Raw genomic sequence first — 22435 nt, 5'->3', positions numbered from 1 at the left:
ATGCTAGACATCAAGGATAAATGTTGGTAATATGGAACACAAGATATATAAGAAGGTGAAAGGTACATGATTGAATTTAAGCAAGTAGCGAAGGATTTTATGAATAGTGGTAAGCGTATACAAGCGCTCAATCAAGTGACACTAACCATTCAAAATCAAGAAATATTCGGTTTGGTTGGCGAGAGTGGTGCGGGAAAGTCTACTTTACTACGATTTATTAATGCTTTAGAAAGACCTACTTCGGGGCAGGTAGTTGTAGACAATGTCTCAGTGAATAAACTATCTACTAAAGAACTACGGACATTTCGAAAAGATATTAGCATGGTCTTTCAACAATTCAATCTCCTCAATAACAAAACAGTGGCTGAAAATGTGGCTTTACCTTTGAGTCTACATCAATACGAGAACCCTCTAACGGTAGATGAAGTGTTAGGCTTTGTGGGTTTAAAAGATAAAAGGAATCACTATCCAAGTCAATTGTCAGGTGGACAGAAACAGCGAGTTGGCATTGCACGAGCTTTAATTACACGTCCTAAAATCTTATTAGCTGACGAACCTACATCGGCCCTAGATACGCGCACTACGGGTGAAATTGTTAATGTTCTAAAGGCAGCTTATGATGCTTATCCTATGACTATGATTGTAGTAACACATGAGTTGGAAGTGATTAAGGCATTGTGCCAGAGAGCAGCTATATTAGAAAATGGTCAAATCAGTCAAGTGCTCACAGTTCAATCAGATATACAGGCAGCTTGTGACAATAGCCAGTCTTACGCACAGCAGGTCTTGGAGGTGCTAACAGGTCATGAGTAACTTACAAGTTTATTGGGAACGGTTGATTGATTTTATGCCTGATATCATTGAAAGTCTTGGCGAAACAGGCATTATGATGGGATTCGCTATGATAGCGGCGATTATTTTAGGTTTGCCTTTAGGCACACTTTTATTTCTAACGAATGAAGACAATCCACGGGCGAATAAAGTTGTTTATCAAGTGTTGTCTTTTATCATTAATATCATTCGGTCATTTCCTTTCTTACTTCTGGTGGTATCTATGCAACCGTTAATTCGAGCTACTTATGGACGTGCAACGGGAGATCCAGTAGCTGCATCATTTCCGATGATGGTGATTGCCATCGCCCTCTATGCTCGATTTGTTGAGCAGTCTTTAATGGATGTAGATCGAGGCGTCCTGGAAACGGCGGATGCTTTAGGCGCTAATACTTGGCAATTGATCACTAAATTCTTATTCGTTGAAGCTAAGTCATCTTTGATTATTGGCTATACAACGGCTTTTGTGTCTTTCATTTCCTATTCAACGATTATGGGAGTTGTTGGTGGTGGTGGTATTGGCGATTTCGCGATTAGGTATGGCTACCAACGTTATGAAACCGATATGATGTATACAGCAATTATAATGATTATTGTCATTGTCCAGCTTTGTCAATGGTTAGGGTTAAAAGTTGCGAAAAAAGTCGATCATAGGTAAGTGTTGGTGGTCTTCTTGGCATCATTTATGAAAAAATATTTTTTAATAAGTTGATGTCAACTTAGTATATGGGAATGTTTTTGGGAAAGATTTGGAGGTAAGGTTTATGAAGAAAGGTTTATTATTTACTGGTATGTTGTCAGTAGGCTTATTGTTAGCTGCTTGTGGAAATGGGAGCGAAAGTGCTGAGTCTACAGCTACTGAATCAACAACTAGTGAGGATACAGTCATTAAAGTCGCTTCACATACAACACCGATGACTGATATTGTGGAACTAGCTGCTGAAGCTGTGGAAGAACCTTATACCATTGAGTTGGTTGAAGTTTCAGATAATATTCAATACAATGAAGCGGTTTTAAATGATGAAGTGGATGCTTCTTTTGCACAACATGAACCATTTATGGAAGTCTTTAATGAAGAACGTGATGGTGATTTAGTAGCTATTCAACCGATTTACAACGCAATTGTTGGTTTTTATGCCCCTAAATATGAAAGTTTTGGGGATATTGAAGATGGTGCTGAAGTGGCTATTCCAAGTGACATGACTAATGAAGCTCGTGCTTTACATATTTTAGATGCACAAGGTTTGATTGATGTACCGGATGAAACTTTTGTAACAGTAGATGACATAACAGAAAACGATAAAAACTTAACATTTACTCATGTAGATTTATTGAATTTAAATGCTTCATATGAAGATGGGGTTGACTTAGTATTTAACTATCCAACATATATTTCGGAAATTGGTTTAACACCATCTGATGCTCTTTTCTTAGAAGAAGATGAATCTAATCGATTTGCTATTCAACTGGTTACACGCGAAGGCAATATCGATTCAGATAAAATAAATGCCTTGAAAGCAGCCTTCACCTCTCAAGAAGTGTATGACTACTTGGAAGAATTAGCTGCAAATGGTCACTTAGAACCAGCTTTTGAACATCCTTCTGCAGAATAATATTCAAAAGAAATAAAGTGGATGGAAAATCTCTTTTACTGTCAAGTCATACTAGATAGTTTCAGTCTCGGTACACTCAATTAAGGTCTATCAATTCACATATAAGTATTTTGAAATATAGATATGATCGCTGTTTGGTCATACCTATTTTTTTGGGGGCAACTATTCATTTTCAATATGATTGATCGATTATTGAGGTCAAATGATAACTTATAATATTTACGAATTTCAGCATTTATTGTCTGACAAATACTTATATTAAAGTGTTTTATAAAAAGAATGATTTTGAAAAAAGGCAAATAAGATACAATTATTGTATCTTATTTGCCTTTTGTTGATGCTTACTTTTGCTAGTTCTATATCAGTGATGATAGCGGTTAACGATTAAAAAAACATGATAATTAAATGAGAAGATAGATAAGACAAGCGTTTTACCTGTTTTGCTCTAAAACTTTTTTTAAGTAAATAGGCATTCATAGATTGATTTTTCTAGGCAGTAATATTGAAGTAGTTCGTTTAAATTTGTTAAATTTACTGCAAGCAAAAGTTGCAAATCATTTTGATAACCAATTGATTTGAAGAGTAGAGTAATTATGCAGGTAATCTACAGCGAGTCTGAGTGTGGTGGAATCAGATGTTTACCGATAATGAAAATGAGCTCTGAGCATTTAGTCAGTGAAAGCTGGTTAGACGGGTGAGATCGTTATATCTTTCAGTATTTACTGAATGAGAGATTGTTTGATGGAACAATTTAAATAAGGGTGGCACCGCGGTCAATAACAAATCGCCCCTTCTTAATAGACAAGTTTGTTTATTAGGGAGGGGTTTTGTTGTTTAGCAATGATAGATGTAGAAAATGAGTAGAAAGATTCACCAAGAAAGAGGGAAGGGTATGACAAAAGTTACTTTAATTGTAGGCGCTAATTCATTATCTTCACGACTAAATGGGTTGGTAGCTTATGCCCAGCAAGTTTTATTTGAGTACAAGATTCAAACGAATGTGATACAGGCGCATATGCTGCCAGCCGAGGCCTTAATGACAGCGGATTATACGGATAAGACAATTCAAGCCGTTAATCAACAGGTTTTGAATTCGGATGGGGTATTAATTTTTACACCAATCTTTCAAGGTAGTTATTCGGGTATTTTAAAAGCCTATTTAGATGTGTTACCTAAAAAAGCGCTACAAGATAAGGTTGTTTATGCTTTAGGATTAGGGGGATCTAAACACCACTTGTTAGCCCTGCAATATGCTTTGGAACCTGTTTTAAAAGAATTGGGTACTGAGGAGCTTTTACAATCAACCTTTGCGACGCAAGATCAGGTGGTGAAGGGGGACCAAGATTTTATGATTAGTGATAGCGTGACAAATAGAATTGATGAACAACTTTATAGATTTACCAGTCGTATAGGACACAAAGTGATTAAGGAGGAAGCAAGATGGGAAAAAATCGTATAAGAATTGCTACAAAAGACGATGCACCAGCATATTTAGCATTAATTCAAGAAGCATTCCAAGAAGTTAAAGATTTAGGTATTGATTGGCCGTCAACTAATGCTACTTTAGCATCTGTAACAGAAAATATCGAAACGGGCATTGCATTAGTATTGGAACGAGATGAACAATTGATTTCGACGATTACTATTAGACAACCATGGGAAATTGATACGCCAATTTCACACTATCCTTTCTTGTGGTGGTTTGCCACTGCTAATGAATTTAAGGGGCAGGGGATTGGAAAGAAATTCCTTAAACAAGTAGAAGAAGAGTTTTTAATCAAAACTTTAAAAGCACCAGCTTATGTATTAGGGACTTCTGGTAAAAGACATCCTTGGTTATTAGATATGTATTTAAGAAATGGTTATCAAATTTTAGGGACTCGAGAAGATCCAAATGATATTGGTGTTTCTTTATATAAGGTGCTAATTCCAGAACGGTTTAACGAAAGTGTCCTACGCGTTGAGGCCTCATATTATCAATATGAAGATTTAACTATTTAAGGATTTAGAAAAGTAATACATACAAAGACGGCTGAATAGCCAACAAAAGTTTACAACAATTAGGAGGAGAAACTCATGTCAGCATTTTTTAATTGGGAATATGTTGTATCCTTTTTCCCAAAAATACTATCCGCACTCCCCATCACACTAGCAATCGTAGCAGTTGCAACAGCTGTTGGTATGATACTTGGATTGCTTATCGCTTTTATTAGAATTGAAAAAATACCTGTTTTATCTCAAATAAGTCAGGTATTCGTATCTTTTATCAGAGGGACACCGATATTAGTGCAATTATTCTTGGTTTACTATGGTCTGCCAATTATCTTTACCGCTTTAGCCAATATTGAAAAGATTGATTATGTTTATATCACGTATGGATTGAGTACAGCGGCCTTTTTCTCAGAAATCTTCCGGTCTGCTATTTCAAGTGTAGCAACTGACCAAAAGGAGGCTGCGGCATCAGTCGGCTTAACTAGGGAACAGACTTATCGTCGGATTATCTTACCACAAGCAGTCCGCATTGCTATCCCAGCAACAGGAACCATGATTGTTAGTTTATTACAAGATACATCGCTCGCCTTTTCATTAGGTGTCATTGATGTGATTGGTAAGGTAAGAGCTTTAGCAGCCTTAACTTATCGATCACTTGAAGGTTACTTTGTGGCAGCTATTATCTTTATTGTTTTGAGTATTTTATTGGAACGACTATTTACTAGGTTAACCAAACGTTTCCAATTCCAGTCAAAAGCAAAAGCTCAAACACAAGGACTTGATCCAGAGATCCTAATTAAAAATGATGAAATATTTCAGACTTATACACTTAAAGGCGAAAAGGGGGAGACCTATTGATGAGACGTCATTCAAATTTAATAAGATGGGGATTATTAACATTTCTGACAACAACATTATTAGCAGCTTGCGGGTCAGCTAACGCAACAGATGAAGCCACAGCTTCTAATCCAAATGCAGAAACGGTTGTCGTTGGAACTGGGAATGGCTATCAGCCATTTGTGTACTTAAATGAAAATGGTGATTTAACAGGATATGATGTGGCTGTCCTTGAAGCAATTGATGAGAAACTTGATGGTTATCAATTTGAATATGAGTCTTCAGATTTCAAAAATATTTTAACTTCATTATCAGCTGGTAAGGTTGATTTAGCAGCTCATCAATATGAATACAATGACGAAAGAGCATCTAAATATCTATACGGGGACGTGGGATATACTGACTATACCCTATATATTGTGAACGAAGCTGGTGAGGATCAATATAGTAACTTGGATGAACTACAAGGCAAGAAGGTCTTTGCATCACCAGGTTCTAACGTAGCCTACTTATTAGAGCAATATAATAGCGAACATCCAAATACGGATGAACAAATTACGATTGTCTATAATGAAAATATTGGTGAACTCTTAGTTACTGGCTTAAAAAATGGTGCGGCAGATGTAGCAATTTTAACCCAATACGATGCCAACAAATATAATGAACAGTTCGACGCTAACTTAGAAATTACTTCTGAACCAATCAGTGTATCTAAAACTTACTTCCTATATGATAAGGCAGATGAAGAGTTGAAAGATGCTGTTGATGGTGCTTTACAAGAATTAATAGATGAGGGTACTTTAGCGGAATTATCGATTGAATATTTAGGTGACGATTACACCCAATAAGTGAATAAAGGTGGAGAAAATATGATGAAGAAAGTGACACATCGGATAAAGAACAAACGGTTTATTTTAACAGGAATTACCTCAGTATTGTTGCTAGCAGCTTGTGGCAATGCTGGTGCAGCAGAGGGTAATCAAGCAGCAGCTAACCCGGATGCCGAAACAATTGTTGTTGGGACTGGGAATGCTTATCAACCATTCGTCTATTTAGATGAAAATGAGGAATTACAAGGTTATGATATCGAAGTTTTACGGGCTGTTGATGAAAAATTAGATCAATATAACTTTGAATATGAATCAATGGATTTTAAAAATATCCTGACTTCATTATCAGCGGATAAGGTTCAACTTGCTGCCCATAATTATGCGTATAATGACGAGCGCGGTGCTAAGTATTTATATGGAGAAGAAGCTTATAACAATTATGCACACCACATCGTAGCAGATGAAAGTACTGGCCAAGTCTATCAGTCATTGGATGACTTAAAGGGGAAAAAGGTATTTGCATCTCCTGCTAGTGAAGTCGCCAATATACTAGAAACATATAATGCAGAAAATGAAGACGCTATTGAAATTGTTTATAGTGAAGCAACGGGTGAATTATTAGTATCTGGCTTAAAAAATGGTACGGCAGATGCAGCAATTCTTACGAAATTTGATGTCGATAAATATAATAAACAATTCGATATCCATCTTCAACCGTCAGATGAAGCCCTTAAAACTGCTGGTATTTACTACGTATTCCAGAAAGGTGATGAGCAATTACAATCTGCTGTAGACAGCGCCATTAAAGAATTGCGTGAAGAAGGTACCTTATCTGAACTTTCAGTCGAAATTCTAGGTGCCGATTATACTAAATAAGGAAAGGGGCTTTTATATGCCTATTGATTTTACAGCTATTTCAGAAGCCTTTAAAGCGGCCATTCCCTTTATTCCGGTCACTTTAAGATTAGCTTTTATACCTTTACTGATTGGTAGTTTGTTTGGGTTACTTATTGCCTTAGCACGTTTTTATCAAGTACCTATTTTAGGTAGATGCCTAAACGGACTTGTTACTATGGCCAAAGGGATTCCTGTCGTTTTAAGTTTAATGGTCGCTTACTTACTGTTCTCAGATTTATTTGACCAAGTAGTGACCAGCTTAAGTTTACCAATCCGCTTTTCAGATATTAATCGTGAATACATTGGTATTTTCGTTCTGGCATTTACTGCTAGCATTTCCTTATCAGAAATTTTTCGTGGCGCTCTAGCAGCTATCCCTAAAGCACAGTGGGATGCTGCGGCTTCTATTGGATTAACACAATCTCAAACAATTATCCGAGTGATCTTTCCACAGATGATGCCAATCGCTTTACCGATGATTTGTAGTCAACTTATTGTCTTGATCAAAGCTTCATCATTAGTATCTTTAGTGTCAGTGGTAGATGTGTTAAATGGGGCGTTAATTACTGCTACGACAAGTTATACATTCCTAGAATCATATATTGCAGCAGCTATCATTTATTGGGCACTATCGTTTGCAGTAGAACAAGTTTTCCATCTATTTGAACGTCATTATACTAGAAAAGTTGTGAGAGGAAGTGTCCTATGATACAAGTAGAGAATATTCACAAAAAGTTTGACCAAAATGAAATTTTAAAAGGAATTGATTTAACTATTAACCAGGGGGAAGTGGTCGTAATTATTGGCCCTAGTGGTTCAGGAAAGACAACTTTCTTACGTTGCCTAAACTTTTTAGAACGAGCGGATAAAGGATACTTAAAAATAGGTGACCAAAAAGTGAATTTTGAAAAGGTGTCTAAGAAAGAAATTTTAGATATTCGCAAGAAAACAGCCATGGTTTTTCAACAATATGCATTGTTTTCTAACCGCACTGCACTTGAAAATGTGATCGAGGGTTTAGTGATCGCTCGAAAGGTACCGAAAAAAGAAGCAAGTGACAAAGGGCTTAAACTCTTAGCAAAAGTAGGTTTGGAAGGAAAAGAGCACCATTATCCACATGAACTTTCCGGTGGACAACAGCAAAGGGTTGGTATTGCACGTGCTTTAGCTTTAAACCCTGAAGTCATTTTATTTGATGAACCAACGTCTGCCTTAGACCCTGAATTGGTAGGGGAAACGCTAGAAGTTATTAAAGATGTTGCCGAAAGTGGCTCTACTTTAGTGATTGTAACGCATGAAATGCAATTTGCTTATGAAGTGGCTGATAGGGTAATCTTCATGGAGAATGGTGTAATTGTTGAACAAGGAACACCTGAAGAAGTGTTTGACAATGCCAAAGAAGAGCGTACGCAAAACTTCCTAAAAAGAACAGCCGTATTTGCACGTTAGGCCACTGTAAGTTGATTGAAAGTGATATTTGATTACGGAAGATTATTCGATAGAAAAGAGCCGCATTTCCATAATGAGATGCGGCTCTTTTGATGTGCTATTAGCTAGCATTTATTATTTTAATAAATCTTGGATAGGTGTATGAGTACGATTTTGTGACTCAGCTACCCCTTCGTGTGTCAAGTAACCTTGGTAAGTATTGATACCAGTTAGGATTGTTTCATTTCTTTTAGCAGCAGCTTCAACGCCTTGATTGATAATCTGGCTAGCATATTTCATTGTGGCATTTGTTAATGCAAGAGTTGACGTGCGTGGTACTGCTCCAGGAATATTTGCTACTGTATAGTGAATGACATCATGTTTTACGTAAATAGGATCTTGATGGGTTGTTGGGTGAGTTGTTTCAAAGTTCCCACCTTGGTCAACTGCGATATCAACCAAGACAGATCCAGGTTTCATAGTTTTCACCATGTCTTCTGAAACCAGTACTGGGGCACGGCGACCAGTTACTAATACTGAACCTACTACAATATCAGCGTCTTTGATCACTTGACGGATATTTTCTTCATTAGACATTAAAGTAGTGACTTTATCGTTTAGAAGATCTTCTAATTCACCGAGGCGACCAGTATTTACATCTAAAATTGTGACGCGAGCACCCATACCAACAGCTATTTTAGCAGCATTATAACCGACAGTTCCGCCACCAATAACCACAACATGGCCAGGAGCAACACCAGGTACGCCCGAAATTAAGGTACCAGAGCCACCGTTTTGTTTTTCAAGATAATGGGTACCAACTTGAATAGCCATTCGTCCAGCAACTTCAGACATTGGTGTTAATAATGGTAAGGCACCGTTTTCTACCATAGTTTCATAAGCAATAGCCGTTACTTTATTTGCTAATAAAGCTTCAGTTAATTCATTTTCAGGTGCTAAGTGGAAGTAGGCAAATAATATTAAATCTTCATGGAAGTAATCATATTCAGAAGCTAATGGTTCTTTTACCTTAATAACCATTTGGCTAGCCCAAATTTTGGCTGGATCACTTTCAATTTTTGCACCAGCTGATACGTATTCTTCATCAGTAAATCCTGATCCTATACCAGCATTTTCTTCTATTAAGACAGTATGTCCATTATTTACAAGGGTCCTAACATTATCAGGCGTTAACCCCACACGGTCTTCTTGTGCCTTAATTTCTTTAGGTATTCCTATTTGCATTTAAACTCCTTCTTTCTTCTTAATGCTAAACCTTCATTTATATTGTATCATAAAAAGTCAAGTTACCCAATCCAATCTAATGATTGGCTGAAGCGTTCCTTATTGACCGCCAAATCATGATCAATAAAAAAACAATGCCGAAATAGCCTGCTACTACATAAACTAGATTAACTAATTGGTCAAAGGGCAGAAATAAGCCAATAGCTGTGGCGATTAGTCCTAAAACAGCTGTTGCTACTTTATTGGCGCTTGTTTTATCAGTAGTGACAGATGCGGCCACGTTCCACAAAATTGACACCACAGTAGAATATATAGCTAGTAAAATAATGATAATAAAAGCATAAGCTAACCAAGGGTTTAATTGATTAGCGATGGTTAATGTTGGCACCTGTGCACCTGCAACTAGAGAGAAAGCACCTAGAAAGGCCATGTATAAAATAAAAATACCTAAGGCATAAATCCCAGATGATAAAAGGGCAGCTAGCTTTGTTTCCATTTGATTATTTGCTTGAATGCCTATTTGGGCGATAAAACCAGCATTTAAAATGATGATTAAGCCAACATAGTTTAAGGCAGATACTAGCCAATTTCCTGATGCTGCTTGGATTGTGCGGGAAGCAATCGCCTGGTGTACCATATCTGTTACTTGGCTAAGATCTCCGTGATAAGTAAAAAAACTGAGTAAACCTAAAATAATTGCAAAGATGGCGATGGCTGGTCCAATATTTCCTAATATATGCGTAATTTTATTCATTCCTAACATGACAGTAATAGCAGAAACGACATACATAAGGCCGGAACCCACATAAACGGGTAAGCCAAATTGTTGTTGAATAGTAGCGCCTGCACCAGCAACCATAACTGCGTAGGTTAAAAACAGGGTAATTAAAGTGATGTATTTATAAATAGCACCAATTTTATTTCCAGCAAATACTTTAAAAACGTCATTTGGACTATCTAAATTTTGCTTACCAGCAAAACCTGCTTTAAAAAATTCAGTACCTGAAAAGCCTACTGCAAGGAAGGTGGTCATAACACCTAAAATACCTGTCCATTCGTGCGCAACGAAGTACTGCATGATTTCTTGTCCCGTGGCAAAACCTGACCCAATTAGCGTGGCAGTCATCGCTCCGGCCATGACAAATACTAGATGCCAACTGGCGGTACTAGTATTCTTTTTATTTTGTTTCATAGTTAATCCTTTCAAATCGCTAGTTAGAACGGCGATATTTTTTTCTATTCATTATGATAACAAAATAAATGTTTCGTGTAGATGAAAATACCATAAAGACATCTGGAACTGTCCGTTGACTCAGTATAAAATATGATATAATCAGTGGGCGAAAGAAGCCATTTGATTTCGTATACGTGACATAGTATCTATATAGAAAGAAGCGACAGGATGACGAATCATATTGTATTATTTGAACCAGAAATTCCAGCAAATACCGGTAATATTGCCCGTACGTGTGCAGCAACTGACACCCATTTACATTTAATTGAACCGCTTGGCTTCAAGACAGATGATAAACATTTAAAACGTGCAGGTTTGGATTATTGGAACGCTGTAGATATCACTTACCATGCTAGTCTTGATGACTTTATGGCGTATTTAGGAGACCAACGTTTATATTTAGTAACAAAATTTGCCCATCATATTTATTCAGATATTGATTTTGGTAACAATGATCAAGATCAAGACATATTCTTGATGTTTGGTAAGGAAACAACTGGATTACCTGAGGACTTTATGCGCGCTCATGAAGACCAATGCATTCGTATTCCAATGGACGATACCCATGTGCGGTCATTAAACTTATCTAATTGTGCTGCTTTAGTCATCTATGAAGTACAACGTCAGCAAGCTTTTAACCAGCTAGAGCTCACGCATCATTATGAAAATGATAAATTAGATTAATCTTTTTTAACGTAGCTAGGTCATCAATCACCTAGCTGCGTTTTTTATTTTGGAATAGAAATCACCATGGTTTGTATGATTGTGCTGATCTAATATATACTGCCTTGTGGTTCTATGTTTGATCAACTTAATGTTATAATAAGATAAAGGTGAAAGCGATTTCAAAAGGTAAATATCTATTTCGGAGGTGTTGATGATGCGAAAATTTCAATCTCTTAGCGAATGGAGAAGCAGCTTGATACGGTTTCCAATGGTCATACTATTTGGTGTTATTGCGACTACTTTAGTGATGTATATGAACCACGCACCTTATGATCAACCGATGATAATGGTTGAAACGGGTGTCTATGCGAGTATAGTTGGTATGATGTTGGCCACTTTGGGACAAGTGACTTATGAACGTTTTATGCAAGAACAGCGTCCCATTCAGGCTTTTGGTATTCAGGGGCTTACTGGAATATTAACTGGCGTATATTATGTTGCCGCTAGTCGGACCACTGATTTTTTCTCAAGTCATTTATTTACGAGAACGAATATTGGTTTATTTCTTTTAATGCTATTGATTATTTGGCTACCATCAATTAAAAACGAAGGATTAACTTTTGACCAAAGTTTTCGAATTTGGTTTAAGTCATTCTTTGTGTCTATGGTGTATACTGGGATCTTGATGCTTGGTATTAGCTTGATACTTGGTGGTTGGTCAATCCTTATTTCTAATGTAGAAGGAGAATTATATTGGGATATTTTTTCAGTATTAGCTTATATTTTCTTTCCTTGGTACTTATTGTCTCAGCAATCCGTATTCACCCGACCATTCATCGAAGAAACGGGCAAGATGACATCTGAAGTGAGCAAATTCTTGGATGTCCTTTTAACAAAAATATTTATTCCAATTGTATCGATTTATACGATGATTATTTTCATCTATTTTCTCTCTAATTTAGGCAACTGGATGAATATTACGATCGAATTTGTAATGGTATCCTATTTAATTGTGGGTTGGATGGTCCTATTCTTAGTGGCCGTAATCGAAAGACCGTTAGTGACGCGCTTTACTCAGGTATATGCTGTGGCAGTCCTTATTGCCTCGGTATTCCAGATCTATCGGTCTGTTATCTACACGAATGTTTATGGTGTGACGATGAGCCGGTATATGTTGATGCTATTCTGTTCTATTTCAGCTATTGGCGCCATTTTATATCTACTAAAAAATCAATGGTTGCCCTTGGTGGTTGCAGTGGGGCTATTTATTGCAATGATGCCGCCAGTTGATGCCATCTCTGTCTCAGCAGCTAGTCAAGCTGGAATAGTCAATGATATCTTAGCTGACTATCCTGATTTAATTACGGATGGTCAATTAGCTCTAACAACCGAAAATGTCAATCAATTGGATAACACGACAGCTCAGAAAATGAAACAGTCGCTTAGATATCTTGATAAATACAATGAATTAGACCGTGTTTTCCAAATACCAGAAGATTTTGATGTATATCAAGATTTGCGTGTTTTTGATGGTGTTCAGACGGATGATAATGGTAATGATTATCAAAGCAGTTATTCTTTTTCAGCGATCTTAAAGGCTGAACAAGAAGTAGCAATACCTTTTAATAGTCATGATGGTGGGGAAGTTATCTTACTACATAGCCATGATGGATTAGAGACGTTTACTGCTTTAGAGCAGAACTTTAGTCAGCAGATTATAAATGTCACACGCCTAGAAGTGACTGTTGAAGACAAAGGTGAAGTGTTGCAATTTGATTTGGCCGAACTAGAAGATTTAGCCGAGGATAATTATGCTGATTTGACCAGTAATCAGGCGACCTTCAACCAAGAGTCAGACTCATATCTAGCAACATTAATCGTGCAAGACTTTAGCATCTACTCCCAAACAGGAGACGACAAAGACCGTTCAGGGTCTGGCAATTTCATCTTGATACTATCAGAAAAATAAAATATTCATGAAGAGGAAGGTGAGACAAAAGTCGGCTAGAACGGACCTATTGGACCAAATCCGAACAATAACGAAATGTGATTGATGCATTTCGGGCAGTATCGGACAATGTTGGCTTTTGAAATCAATTATAAACATTTTTATATAGGAAAGAGAGGCTGAGATATTTTTGTCCCAGCCTCTCATTTTTCATCGTTTGTGGCCCATATTGAAGAGTATCATATTGCCTTAATCTTCCAACGTTCCCTTTCTTGGCGTCGACACTCACACCCTGTGAAGTTGGGTTCGTGTCTCCAGAAAGGGCTGCGTTTCAGATTAAGTTGTAGCTGACTGCGTCATCTATTGCCTTAATCTTCCAACGTTCCCTTTCTTGGCGTCGACACTCACACCCTGTTTTAGTTGGGTTCGCTTTGGCAGTCAAGTCTCCACTTCAGAATAGTTTGCATCACACTCTGTGTGATGCAAACTATTCTTCCAGTGTTACCGGCCTGAGCGCCAAAGCTCACACCCTTTATAATAAGTTTATGTTAATTATGTCTTTTTTCCATTGTGCTTTGTTTTTCTACGTGGGAGAATAGGTTGAAATGTCCTCCAAGTCGCTATTTTGGTTAGACGTTTTTTGTAATATACAACTAGAGTCTGAGTGAATGTATTGGATTTCTGGTAAAATAGTAATGAAAAAACTGTAGATAAATAGGATAGGAAGAAAACAATGCGAAATATTTTTGAATCGAATGATCGAGATATGTATTCGGATGATTCAAATCTCACTTTGTGGCAAAAGTTCCGCAGGTTATGGCAACGATATCGGGTAACCCGGTGGTTGATTTTGGTTATCTTGGCGGTTGGATTTGTCATGGAAGCCTATTTGCTGATAGGCGCTAAGACTACTGATGTGAGTGACTTGCCGACGAAATTGCAGGTAACAACCGAATTTTACGACCAAGACGGTGAGTATGCTGGAGAAATATCCAATGATGCCGGAACTTATGTCGAACTAGAAAATATATCAACGAATATTCAAGATGCGGTCATATCAACAGAGGATAAGCGGTTTTATGACCATCACGGGTTTGACCCAATAGGTATCGCACGTGCAGCTTTTGGTTACGTAACAAGTGGTCAAATTGTTGGTGGTGGATCAACGATTACGCAGCAATTAGTCAAGAATGCTTTTTTAGATAATGATCAGTCCTTGATGCGTAAATTAAAAGAATTGTTCTTAGCTTTTGAAATTGAAAAGAACTATACCAAAGAAGAAATTTTGGAAATGTATTTAAATAATGCTTACTTTGGGAATGGCGCTTATGGGGTAGAAGACGCCAGCTTAAAATATTTTGGTGTGTCAGCCTCTGAAGTGACTGTAGGAGATGCGGCTGTTATTGCCGGTGCTTTAAAAGGGCCAACCATTTATAACCCTATAGATGATTATGATGCTACATTAGACCGACGAAATACTATTATACAATTAATGGTGGATAATAAATTTCTTACGCAAGAAGAAGCTGATGCTACTATTCATACGGAATTGGTACAGATGAATAATGATACTTCAAGTGATGCTTATGCTTATCCGTATTACTTCGATGCTGTAATTAACGAGGCTATTGATAAATTTGGTTTATCTGAAGAGGATATTATGAATGGTAATTACAAGATCTATACCAACCTCAACCAGACATATCAGGCTGAACTAGAGTCAACGTATAGTGATACGTCTTTATTCCCTACATCGCCATCAGGTGAACTTGCTCAATCTGCTTCTGTTGTGATGGATCCGAAAACAGGTGGCGTAATGGCTTCAGTTGGTGGAACAGGCGACTATTCATTCCGTGGCTTTAACCGTGCTACCCAAATTTCACGAAGCCCAGCTTCAACAATTAAACCGTTATTGGTTTATGCTGCCGCCTTGGAAAATGGTTATACTGCCCAATCTGTTATTCCAGATGAACAAAAGTCATATGGTGCAGATAATTATTCTCCAGAAAACTGGAACTATGAGTATGCAGGAGATATCTTACTATGGGATGCAGTAGCAAAATCTAAAAATACGACAGCTGTGTGGTTGATGAATGAATTAGGTATTCAAACAACGATTGCCAAATTAGATGACTTTGGTATTCCGTATACTGAGGAAGATAAAAACTTGAGCTTAGCCCTAGGAGCCTTTAATAATGGTGGCGTTTCACCATTGCAAATGGCTTCTGCCTACTCAGCTTTTGCAAATGGTGGGGTTCGTTCAGAAGGTCAGTATATTACGCGTATTGAGGACCAACAAGGAAATATCGTTGTAGAAGAACAAGAGCCAGTTCAAAACCAAGCAGTGAGTGCAGAAGTTGCAGATGAAATGACCGCTGTTTTAATGTCAGTATATGATGAAGGTGGTACTGGTGCTACTATGGAACCTGAAGGTTATGAAATCGCTGGTAAGACTGGTTCAGCAGAATCTGCCAACTTTACATCAGGAAATGCGGATGAATGGGATATCGCCTACACACCTGATGTGGTGATTGCTACTTGGTTTGGTTTCGATGATACAGATGATGATACTTACTTATGGTATGGATCAGCTGGTTCATCTAAATTAGCCTTCTCAGATGTCTTAAGTGGTATTTTGAATTCAAGTCCAGGTACCACATTTAGTGTGCAATCAGCCTACGATGAATATAATCAAATCCAATCTGAACAAGCAACAATTTCTGAAGAATCATCATCTGAAGAATCCTCTTCTGACAATGAATCAGAAGACAGGTCGGTATTGGATTCAGTGCAAGAATTCTTCCAAGGATTATTTGGCGGACAATAGCTAATCCCTTTTGACTTTCAATGAATCTTAAAGAATGTTATATTGGAAAATGTAGTTGAAAAAGGTCAAGTTGACCAGGAACAATTTTAAGGAGTGAAAATTTTGGCAAATATTTACGATACAATTAACCAATTAGAACGTGACATCCGTGAAGAAGCAGCGTACAAAGATTTAGTAGCCGCTGTTGAAGCTTTAAAAAATGATCAAGAAGCATTTGATATCTATACTGAATTCCGTGCACTACAATCTAGCTTCCAATTCAAAGCCCAATTAGGCCAAGAAATTACTGAAGAAGATGAAAAAAATGCTAACGAATTACAAGAGAAATTAGCTAACAACGAAGTGATTTCTAGCTTGATGGATAAAGAACGTGCTTTAAATACGTTAGTTGAGGACATTAACAAAGGTGTTTCTAGCCCAATCAACGAAGTATACCAATCATTAGCAGAGAAAGCTGAAGGTCAAACTGAAGCTTAATGTAATTGATAAAATTTAATCTATAATAAGCGAAAGCAAACAGTAAATTATTGCAAGCTTAGAAGAGGTCAAGGAACATCCTTGGCTTCTTTTTTATCATTATTTTCCAATTTTAAATCAGTTTAAAACATCTTTAAAAAACCTTAAGACGGCGTCATCTTTCACAAGTTTGACTTCTGTATGTTAAAATGAAAATAAGGCAATCTAACAGTTTTTAAGGAAAATGCCAATAAATTTATGAACGGAGTAATCAATATGGTGAGATTTATACATACAGCAGATTTGCATTTAGACCAGACCTTTAAAAATTTACCAATCAAAGACGATTACTTGCAATATGCCTTATCAGAAGCAACATTAAATTCATTCGATAACCTTATTCAAACAGCAATTAATGAACAAGTAGACTTTTTCTTAATAGCCGGTGATATTTACCACGGTGCACGGGCGACTTTGCGCGCACAATTTGCTTTTTTGAGTGGTATGCAACGGTTAGCTGATGCGGATATTCCTGTTTATATGATTTATGGAAACCATGATTTTGATGCTGACGCTGACCATCGCCTAAAATTACCAAAAAATGTCTATATTTTTGGAGCCGAACCAGAAACCAAATACTTATCTACTCCAACAGGAGAGAGCGTTGCTATTACTGGTTTCTCTTATGATCAACAATGGATTTTTGAAGACCGGTCAGAAAACTATCCAAACCGTGATGCATTAGTGGATTATCATATTGGGATGCTTCATGGTGATAACTCAACTACTGATGGTCAAAAACGCTATGCACCATTTAATCCAAGTCAATTAGCCAGTCACGGTTATGATTATTGGGCCTTAGGACATATCCATAAAGGCCAAGTCATATATGAACAACCGGCTATGGTTTATCCAGGAAATATTCAAGGCACTAGTTTCAAAGAAGATGGGCCTAAAGGTGCCTTAATCGTTAACTTAAGTAAAGGACAGCCAGCTGAATTAGAATTTGTTGAAACGGCGGAATGGCAATTCCAACATTCAACACGTGACTTAGGACCAATAAATAGCCTAGATACTTTAAGAAGCACAATTGAAACGGCGCTACATGACCATATTATGTATGCGAAAGATGAAGCAGTAAATGTCATTTCTCGTTTGACCTTTATGACTGATGGTGATGAAGAAGCATTATACTGGTGGAATACCTATGCTGACGAACTATTGGAGCAATTGCAATGGTCGTTAAGGAATCAAAATGCCAATCGTGAGCAAAAAGTTTATCTTGTTTCACTTAATGTTGAGGTGAAAGATCAAGCTGTGTGGTCACCGTCACCAGTCTTTAACGAAAGTATGAAACAAGCTTTTGAAAATATAGTTTCTGATACAGAGCAATATCAAAAAGTAATTGAAGACCTTGGAAAGAATGGACAATGGCAACGCTTGATTGGCGCTACAATCGATCAAGATCAATTTAAAGCTGATATATTAGCCAAGGCAAAAGAAAAAATTATTGTGGAACAAGCAAGTTATAGCCAGGAACAAAGGAGATTTTAGCCATGCATATTCAACGATTTGAAATATTTGGGTATGGAAAATGGGTGGACCAATCCTTCCAGCTCACCCCTAATTTAAATGTTTTTTCTGGTTTAAATGGTTCGGGAAAAACTACCCTCATGTCATTTTTATTAAGTGTCATGTTTGGCTTTCCAAATACGCGCCGAAAGAATGCGAGAAATTATGATACGAATGATAATGTGAAATACGGTGGCCGTTTATACTTAACCAATACCAAATATGGCGATGTCATGATTGAACGGACAAAAACCAATGGCAAACAAAAATTAACTTATACGATTAATGAAGGTGAAAAACAAGTTGCAAATGACGTTTCATTTTTGTGGAATGATTTAAGTAAATCTGATTATCTTGCTTATTTTGGCTTTTCTGAAGACGACTTAATGGATTTTGTTTGGGATGATGAAGAAGACTTTGCTAAAAGCTTGATGTCAATTGGAATGTCAGGACGCCAAGTATTAACAGATATTACGCCGAGTATGCGTAAAGATGCTGATGAAATCTTTAAACCCAATGGAAAGAAGCCATTACTTAACCAAAAGATTCAAGAGATTGAAGCAGCAGAAGGTCGTCTGAACAAAGCACAAGATAAAGAAGAAGATTACTTTGATCTACGCCAAGCTTATGAACAAGAAACTAGCAGACTTAATCGTTTACAAACCAACTTGAAGGATGCAACTAGTGGCGAAATACAGTTAGAGCTCGCTAATCAACAGTCAACATCTATGAATGAATATCTTCAATTACATGATGAACTTAAGCATTTTAACTTTATTGAATTCGAACCTGAATTAGCTAATAAGTGGTTACAATACGAAAATCAAAGCCAACACATTGACCAACAATTAGCTGAGCTAACCGATGAAACTGAGAGTCAGTTGATTGCTGATGAAAGTACTAGTGGTCATTCAGCAGGTATGAATTGGATTGTTAACCATCCTAATATCAGTGAACAAATGGTTGTTGAAGCACGTGCTTTTAGAGATAGAATGCGTCAAAATGAAGAATTCAGTCAAGAATTGATTGAACGCCGCTATGAAAAACAGCGATTAATGTCCTTACTTGGGGCAGAAGACATGTCAGAGTTGCCAGATGAATTAACTGCTGAGGAAAGAGCTTATTGGCAACAAAGATATAAAGCGTTAGAAAATAAACGTGTTTTCTATAATCATAGCCAAAGTGATATGAATAATTTAGCAGAAAAAGCGCAATCACTTGAAGATGAATATACACAATTATCTTATGAGCTGGAAGAGCTTGAAGCAAATGGTCGCCAAAATGATCGGTGGATTCGTTTACTTGGTGGTGTACTTACAGGTATAGGAATTATCTTATTAGTCGGCTATTTTGTAAGCTCACTTACTTTCTTTTTCGGTGCAGGAGTAGCAGCTACTATTGTAGGTATTTTTATTTTGATTATTGGTATGGTGGTCCAAAATGCTAAATTAACACAATATGAAAATAAAGTAGAAGCTTATGATTTAGACTTACAAGATATCCAATCTGAACTAAATGAAGTTCAACGTAACAAAGAAATTCAAGAAGAACAATTGGCCAACTTATCTGCAGAGTCGACAGATATTGTCACCGAATTAGATAAACTATTAGCCGAAAAAGGTGGATCTTCAAATATATCCTCTCAAGTATGGTTGGAAGATACTTATGTTGATGAAATTTTTAATTTAGACCATAAGATTCAACAATTAGAAATGACCCTGGGTGTTTCTAGTTTCGGCAAAGCCCATGAACAGCAATGGGCAGATTATGCTGCAACATTAGCAGAAGGTGAATTAAGTGAAGATATTTACTTCCAACAATTTGAAGATGATTATCTAGCTTTAAGGCGTCAGCAAGCAGACCAGGACTATGCATCGTATGAAGAACAAAGTCGTGCCAATAGACGTCAACAATTACAGGCAGAATTGTCTGCTATTAGAGCGGACCAAGAGCGCATTCTTGACCAATATAACTACCCATCAGGTGAAGAATTATTAGCTGCTATTGACCAACAAAAGAAAATGAAACAGAAACAAAATCGTCATGATATTTTAGCTAATCATTTAGATTTAGACTTAGCCGTTTACTTACAACAAGATCGTTCTGTTAGTCAACAATTAACAGACTTACGAACAGAAATTACGAATATGGAAGAAGAAATTGCTGAGTTAACACAGTCAACCGCTGATAAACGTAGTCAAATTCAAGAAATTGCAAATGAAGGTATGGCACCAGATTTACTGCAAGCCTATCAAGCACTAATTGATGAAGCTTATCAGTTGTCTGTTGAATGGGCAGCTAACAAACTAGCCATTGCAACTTTTGAAAAAGCTACTGTAGGTGAATCATCTGATGTTAAAGAACGTGTACTCACAAATGCTTCTCGATTCTTGCTTGACCTATCTGATAGTCGCTTTACCAGTTTAACATTTGGTGAAGAGGGCATGTCAGTCCGTCTAGCTGATGATGCTGAAATGTCGGTGAATCAATTGTCTCGCGGTGAAAAAGCTTTGTTATTTGTAGCTATGCGTTTTGCCTTTATAGATGCACAGCTTGGTAATATTGAATTGCCAATTATTATAGATGAAGCATTTTCACATTTAGACAGAAAATACCGAGCAAATATTTACCGCTTCCTACAAAAATTTGCGTCTTCACACCAAATTATATTCTTTACGGTAGATGATACCTTATTAGATCTTGTAGAAGCACCAGCGCAACATGTGCTGTAGAAAGGAAAGAGATGGACAATTTACAAATTTTTGACGTAGCGCTAGATCAAAACTTTAATATCTATGTATTGATTAAAGTAGCTGAAGTACGAGAAGACCGGAATGGAAAAAAATACATATCTTTCACTTTCCAAGACCGGTCTGGCTCAATCGAAGGCAAATTCTGGGGAGCGACTGAACAAGATATTGAACAATATACATCTGGTCAAGTAGTGGCCTTAGCCGGTAAAAGAGAACTTTACAATGGTAAACCACAAGTTCGAATTAACAGCTTACGCTTAGCCAACGATTCTGAACCTAATGATCCTTCAGATTACGTTGAACGCGGTCCAATGACTAGACAGGAAATGGTCAATGAAGTATTGGCTACTGTCGAGAGTATTGAAAATACTACAATTGATGCGATTGTTCGTTATTTATTACGTGAAGTATCCTGGGATTTCTTTACTTATCCAGCAGCTAAAAAAAACCACCATGCGTACGTAGGTGGACTGGGCTTTCATACCATATCTATGTTACGGTTGGCGCAATCAGTAGCAAATCAATATGATAATATCAATAAGGATTTACTATATGCTGGTGTAATTATCCATGATATTGGTAAAACAGTTGAATTCACAGATCCTATGTCTACTGAATATAGTGTAGAAGGCAACTTGATTGGACATATTTCAATCGTGGATGAGATGATCACGCTTGCTGTTGATAAACTAGGGTTTGATCAATACAGTGAAGACGTTGTCTTATTAAAACATATGGTATTGGCACATCATGGTAAACAAGAGTGGGGGAGTCCGGTGTCACCACATCTATTAGAAGCTGAAATACTGCATCATTTAGATAATTTAGATGCTTCTATTCAAATGATGACCACTGCTTTAGATCATACGGCGCCTGGTGAATTCTCAGCACGTATTTTTGGCATGGATAACCGAGCATTTTACAAACCAAAAGGCCAGACTGAAGTATTGATGGACCAAGAAAATGATGATGCTAGTCAAATATTGGAAGAAACAGACAAAGATTTACCATTTTTTGAATAAAATGGTGATAATCTATTTTTAAATTTCTTTTCTTTAACTAGTTTTTCAGTATCGAAGATCATATTTTTATCTCTCAATTGTAGGGTAATTTTGATAAAAATATTCATGCGAGGATCTCCTATCTATTAGTTTTGGTTAACTTAATGATAATGGAATCCTCGTTTTTTTGCGAAAAAAATTGGACCAATGCCTTTTTTGAACTGACCCCTGTCAAGTAGACAGATAAAAAAATAAGTTTTTTTGAGACTAGAATTATCTAGTCTTTTTTTAATTACAAAATACAA

19 protein-coding genes and 1 other annotated feature are annotated in these 22435 nt (G+C 37.0%); of the genes, 17 read left to right on the top strand and 2 right to left on the bottom strand.

Translation table 11 applies throughout. The features are described from left to right. The first annotated feature begins 66 nt into the window (after window positions 1-66). The 10 genes from CJ191_RS06690 (at window position 67) to CJ191_RS06645 (ending at window position 8449) form a co-directional block, all read left to right on the top strand. A complete protein-coding gene (locus CJ191_RS06690) occupies window positions 67-813 on the top strand; it encodes a methionine ABC transporter ATP-binding protein (RefSeq protein ID WP_102199359.1) in 747 nt (248 codons plus the stop codon). After that, on the top strand, window positions 806-1489 hold the full coding sequence (locus CJ191_RS06685; protein ID WP_102199358.1) for a methionine ABC transporter permease: 684 nt from the start codon (window positions 806-808) through the stop codon (window positions 1487-1489). The genes CJ191_RS06690 and CJ191_RS06685 overlap by 8 nt, the downstream gene beginning before the upstream one ends. A gap of 106 nt (window positions 1490-1595) precedes the next feature. After that, the gene (locus CJ191_RS06680; RefSeq protein WP_102199357.1) at window positions 1596-2444 is read left to right on the top strand and encodes a MetQ/NlpA family ABC transporter substrate-binding protein; all 849 of its coding nucleotides are present in this window, start codon (window positions 1596-1598) and stop codon (window positions 2442-2444) included. Window positions 2445-3010: 566 nt separating this feature from the next. After that, window positions 3011-3239: a binding site (T-box leader), on the top strand. Window positions 3240-3336: 97 nt separating this feature from the next. Beyond that, window positions 3337-3903 (top strand): NAD(P)H-dependent oxidoreductase, encoded by a 567-nt coding sequence (locus CJ191_RS06675; protein WP_102199356.1) that lies wholly within the window; start codon window positions 3337-3339, stop codon window positions 3901-3903. Beyond that, window positions 3885-4445 (top strand): GNAT family N-acetyltransferase, encoded by a 561-nt coding sequence (locus CJ191_RS06670; RefSeq protein WP_102199355.1) that lies wholly within the window; start codon window positions 3885-3887, stop codon window positions 4443-4445. The genes CJ191_RS06675 and CJ191_RS06670 overlap by 19 nt, the downstream gene beginning before the upstream one ends. A gap of 75 nt (window positions 4446-4520) precedes the next feature. Beyond that, window positions 4521-5294, top strand: a complete 774-nt coding sequence (locus CJ191_RS06665) for an amino acid ABC transporter permease (RefSeq protein ID WP_102199354.1) — start codon at window positions 4521-4523, stop codon at window positions 5292-5294. Further along, window positions 5294-6121 (top strand): transporter substrate-binding domain-containing protein, encoded by an 828-nt coding sequence (locus tag CJ191_RS06660; protein ID WP_102199353.1) that lies wholly within the window; start codon window positions 5294-5296, stop codon window positions 6119-6121. Before CJ191_RS06665 ends, CJ191_RS06660 begins: the two co-directional genes overlap by 1 nt. Window positions 6122-6145: 24 nt before the next feature. Then, window positions 6146-6979, top strand: a complete 834-nt coding sequence (locus CJ191_RS06655) for a transporter substrate-binding domain-containing protein (RefSeq protein ID WP_102199372.1) — start codon at window positions 6146-6148, stop codon at window positions 6977-6979. A gap of 16 nt (window positions 6980-6995) precedes the next feature. Next, the gene (locus CJ191_RS06650; RefSeq protein ID WP_102199352.1) at window positions 6996-7709 is read left to right on the top strand and encodes an ABC transporter permease subunit; all 714 of its coding nucleotides are present in this window, start codon (window positions 6996-6998) and stop codon (window positions 7707-7709) included. Next, entirely contained in the window at window positions 7706-8449 is a 744-nt protein-coding gene (locus tag CJ191_RS06645; protein WP_102199351.1) for an amino acid ABC transporter ATP-binding protein, read from the top strand. The genes CJ191_RS06650 and CJ191_RS06645 overlap by 4 nt, the downstream gene beginning before the upstream one ends. A gap of 114 nt (window positions 8450-8563) precedes the next feature. Here the strand turns inward: CJ191_RS06645 and ald are convergent, their stop codons facing one another. Continuing rightward, entirely contained in the window at window positions 8564-9673 is a 1110-nt protein-coding gene (gene ald, locus CJ191_RS06640) for an alanine dehydrogenase (RefSeq protein ID WP_070467919.1), read from the bottom strand. Between the two features lie 76 nt (window positions 9674-9749). After that, window positions 9750-10865, bottom strand: a complete 1116-nt coding sequence (locus CJ191_RS06635) for a YkvI family membrane protein (protein ID WP_102199350.1) — start codon at window positions 10863-10865, stop codon at window positions 9750-9752. Between the two features lie 210 nt (window positions 10866-11075). Here CJ191_RS06635 and trmL point away from each other — a divergent pair, with 210 nt between their 5' ends. The 7 genes from trmL (at window position 11076) to CJ191_RS06595 (ending at window position 22151) form a co-directional block, all read left to right on the top strand. After that, window positions 11076-11591 carry a tRNA (uridine(34)/cytosine(34)/5-carboxymethylaminomethyluridine(34)-2'-O)-methyltransferase TrmL gene (gene trmL, locus CJ191_RS06625; RefSeq protein WP_070467921.1) on the top strand — a complete coding sequence of 172 codons (516 nt, stop codon included), beginning with the start codon at window positions 11076-11078 and terminating at the stop codon, window positions 11589-11591. 196 nt (window positions 11592-11787) lie between these two features. After that, window positions 11788-13542: a DUF4153 domain-containing protein gene (locus CJ191_RS06620; RefSeq protein ID WP_102199349.1), complete on the top strand. Its 1755-nt coding sequence runs from the start codon at window positions 11788-11790 to the stop codon at window positions 13540-13542. 712 nt (window positions 13543-14254) lie between these two features. Next, window positions 14255-16348: a transglycosylase domain-containing protein gene (locus tag CJ191_RS06615; protein ID WP_102199348.1), complete on the top strand. Its 2094-nt coding sequence runs from the start codon at window positions 14255-14257 to the stop codon at window positions 16346-16348. Between the two features lie 93 nt (window positions 16349-16441). Next, complete coding sequence (locus CJ191_RS06610) at window positions 16442-16825, top strand: YlbF family regulator (protein ID WP_083272754.1); 384 nt, start codon at window positions 16442-16444, stop codon at window positions 16823-16825. A 255-nt stretch (window positions 16826-17080) separates the two neighbouring features. Next, window positions 17081-18358: a metallophosphoesterase family protein gene (locus tag CJ191_RS06605; protein WP_257994142.1), complete on the top strand. Its 1278-nt coding sequence runs from the start codon at window positions 17081-17083 to the stop codon at window positions 18356-18358. Window positions 18359-18360: 2 nt separating this feature from the next. Then, the gene (locus tag CJ191_RS06600; protein WP_102199346.1) at window positions 18361-21108 is read left to right on the top strand and encodes an AAA family ATPase; all 2748 of its coding nucleotides are present in this window, start codon (window positions 18361-18363) and stop codon (window positions 21106-21108) included. 11 nt (window positions 21109-21119) lie between these two features. Then, a complete protein-coding gene (locus CJ191_RS06595; RefSeq protein WP_102199345.1) occupies window positions 21120-22151 on the top strand; it encodes a 3'-5' exoribonuclease YhaM family protein in 1032 nt (343 codons plus the stop codon). The last annotated feature ends 284 nt before the right edge of the window (window positions 22152-22435 follow it).

The sequence above is a fragment of the Aerococcus viridans genome, assembly GCF_002871935.1.
Taxonomy (GTDB): Bacteria; Bacillota; Bacilli; order Lactobacillales; family Aerococcaceae; genus Aerococcus; species Aerococcus viridans_B.
Note: the sequence above shows the minus strand (reverse complement) of the source record. Positions and strands in the feature narration are given on the sequence as shown.